The sequence below is a fragment of the Prevotella sp. P4-98 genome (assembly GCF_002251405.1).
Lineage (GTDB): Bacteria > Bacteroidota > Bacteroidia > Bacteroidales > Bacteroidaceae > Prevotella.
Genome location: NZ_NPJC01000002.1, coordinates 1 through 2645, shown reverse-complemented (window position 1 = coordinate 2645; position 2645 = coordinate 1). Strand labels below are relative to the sequence as shown.

Genomic DNA, 2645 nt, shown 5'->3' with positions numbered 1-2645 from the left:
CTAACTTACAGATTGTAATTTTCTGCAAAGATAGTCATTTCTAACCCATAGAGTCATTTTTTGCTCGTATTTTGTCGCATATCAACCACTTACAACGATTGTTAATCGTTTTTAGTGGACACTAGTGCAGAAGAATCATGAAACAAATCAAAGTATTGGTGAGCTCATGCGCTTGCAACCAGAAGTATGCCTCACTCGTGGAGGCAGTAGTCAAGAACAATCAGATTGACGCTACCGTAGAGAAGGTGGACGACATCATGGAGGTGATGCAATACAATGTGATGTCGTTGCCAGCGTTGGTGGTAGATGATCAGGTGGTGGCTCGCGGTCAGAAGAACGAGACGGAATTGCTCGAAATCCTGAAGTAGTCAAATTTCAAGTTTAATCAAAAACATCCAAAAAAAATGAAAAAGATTACAATCATGTTGTTGGCTACACTACTCTCTACAACCACAATCAGCGCCTGTACTGGTAACAACACACCAGAGTCAAAGAAGGAAACTGTTGCCAAGCAGAAGGCGGCAGTTGAGATCATCTACTTCCACGGCAAGCAGCGTTGCAAGACCTGTATAGCCATTGAGAAAGAGACAAAGGCGCTCGTGGAAGGCGAACTTGCAAAGCAGGTGAAAGCTGGCAAGGTGAAGTTCCACGTCGTTGATTTCTCGACGGAGGAGGGCAAGAAGATAGCTGCCAAGTACAAGGTGACATTCTCGTCGCTCTTCGTGGTTACACCTAAGGGTGCAGAAGACCTCACTCGCTTTGCTTTCGCTAATGCGAGAAGTAATGCAGAGGGATTCCGCAAGGAGTTGAAGGATAAGGTTGTGAAAGCAATAAAGTAAACGCGAATGGACTTCCTCAACCAACTCATAGACAATAGCCAGGTGCCGGTGATAACAGCATTCCTGTTGGGATTGCTCACCGCCCTGAGCCCTTGTCCGCTTGCTACCAACGTGACCGCTGTGGGTTACATCGCTCGCAGCTGCATGGAGGGTAACGTGAATAAAAGCAATGCACAAAGACGCATATTGTGGAGCGGCATTCTCTACACCCTCGGCCGCACGCTGGCCTACACGCTCCTTGGCGCACTCCTTATCTATATCATAAGGCAAGGAGCGGACACCTTCGGACTTCAGCAGGTCATCAGCGAATGGGGCGAACTCATCCTTGGTCCTGCACTTGTCATCATCGGCTTATTTATGCTGTTCGGAGACAGGTTGCATCTGCCGAAGCTTAGCCTCACCCCCAGCCCCTCTCCCAAAGGCGAGGGGAGCTATAAAGGCAACATGGGTTCCCTACTACTCGGCATCCTCTTCGCCATGGCATTCTGTCCAACCAGTGGTTTGCTATACTTCGGAATGCTCATTCCGATGTCTGCCGAAGCAACAGCGGGTTATCTGCTGCCACTTGTCTTCGCCATCGCCACAGCTTTGCCTGTCCTCGTAGTAGCATGGGTGCTTGCCTACAGCATGCAGTCACTTGGCAAAGTGATGGGCAAGATTAGCATCTTCCAGCGCTGGTTCAACCGTGTCGTGGCCATTCTCTTCATTGGAGTTGGCATCTACTATTCTATCACAATGTTCACATAACATCTTCAAAAAAATAATGAATCATGGAAAAAGGTATCGGTTTCTTTGAGCGTTATCTGACGATATGGGTAGCACTCTGCATAATAATTGGCCTGCTGATAGGTCAGTATCTCCCTGCTTTGCCACAAACGCTTAGTCAATGGGAATATGCCAATGTCAGTATTCCAATGTCAGTACTTATATGGCTGATGATCTGGCCAATGATGATGAAGATTGACTTCAAAAGCGTAATGAATGTAGGTCGTAACCCCAAAGGAATCATCATCACATGCGTAACGAACTGGATTATCAAGCCGTTCACCATGTTCGTGATTGCCAAGTTCTTCTTGTGCTTCGTCTTTGCGCCTTTCATATCAGAAGACTTGGCAAATGATTATCTTGCCGGTGCTGTTTTGTTAGGAGCTGCTCCTTGCACCGCAATGGTGTTTGTATGGAGCCACCTGACAAAAGGAGATGCCGCATATACGCTGGTGCAAGTAGCCATCAATGACCTCATCATACTCGTTGCCTTTGCGCCAATTGTGGGATTGCTCCTCGAAGTGGGTAGTGTCAGTATCCCTTGGAACACTCTTCTGCTCTCAGTCGTGCTATTTGTCGTGATACCGCTTATTGCAGGAATCATCACTCGCTATGTAGTAATAAAGAAAAGAGGGAGAGAGTATTTTGAGAACATCTTCGTCGAGAAGTTCAACGGTGTTACCACTATTGGTCTTCTGCTTACTCTCATCATACTGTTCTCATTCCAGGGCGATGTCATCATGGAGAATCCCTTCCACATATTACTCATAGCCATACCTTTGACCATTCAGACATTCCTAATCTTCTTCCACTAGTGTCCACTAAATAAATTTAAGACTTAATTCTCTTACAGTTTGTAACTTCTCGGCAGGTTCGCTTTTGCCGAGCAAATCTACGAGAGGGGTTCTGTCCAACAATGAGACAGATAAAATTCTTAACAAATCATACATTTCCATATTCAATTTCATTTTTCGTTCAACAATCGCAACCAAGCAATATGCAATGATTGCACTATACAATTGTATCTTTACAGCATTTTCG

General features: G+C 45.7%; 3 protein-coding genes and 2 pseudogenes. 4 read left to right on the top strand and 1 reads right to left on the bottom strand.

Annotated elements, in window-relative coordinates; translation table 11 throughout:
- Positions 1–137 precede the first annotated feature (137 nt).
- The 4 genes and pseudogenes from CIK96_RS00795 to arsB form a co-directional block, all read left to right on the top strand.
- Positions 138–368: a thioredoxin family protein gene (locus tag CIK96_RS00795; RefSeq protein ID WP_094439070.1), complete on the top strand. Its 231-nt coding sequence runs from the start codon at positions 138–140 to the stop codon at positions 366–368.
- Positions 369–404: 36 nt separating this feature from the next.
- On the top strand, positions 405–839 hold the full coding sequence (locus tag CIK96_RS00790; protein ID WP_216820937.1) for a nitrophenyl compound nitroreductase subunit ArsF family protein: 435 nt from the start codon (positions 405–407) through the stop codon (positions 837–839).
- Between the two features lie 6 nt (positions 840–845).
- Complete coding sequence (locus tag CIK96_RS00785) at positions 846–1586, top strand: aromatic aminobenezylarsenical efflux permease ArsG family transporter (RefSeq protein WP_094439068.1); 741 nt, start codon at positions 846–848, stop codon at positions 1584–1586.
- Between the two features lie 23 nt (positions 1587–1609).
- A pseudogene (arsB, locus tag CIK96_RS00780) lies at positions 1610–2413 on the top strand (ACR3 family arsenite efflux transporter); the annotation flags it as partial.
- Positions 2414–2425: 12 nt separating this feature from the next.
- On the opposite strand, the pseudogene CIK96_RS13335 reads toward arsB, so the two are convergent.
- Positions 2426–2645 (bottom strand): annotated as a pseudogene (locus tag CIK96_RS13335) (IS4 family transposase); the annotation flags it as partial.

Coding starts and splice junctions, on each gene's coding strand:
- CIK96_RS00795 (WP_094439070.1), top strand. CDS start 138: ATGAAACAAATCAAAGTATTGGTGAGCTCATGCGCTTGCAACCAGAAG.
- CIK96_RS00790 (WP_216820937.1), top strand. CDS start 405: ATGAAAAAGATTACAATCATGTTGTTGGCTACACTACTCTCTACAACC.
- CIK96_RS00785 (WP_094439068.1), top strand. CDS start 846: ATGGACTTCCTCAACCAACTCATAGACAATAGCCAGGTGCCGGTGATA.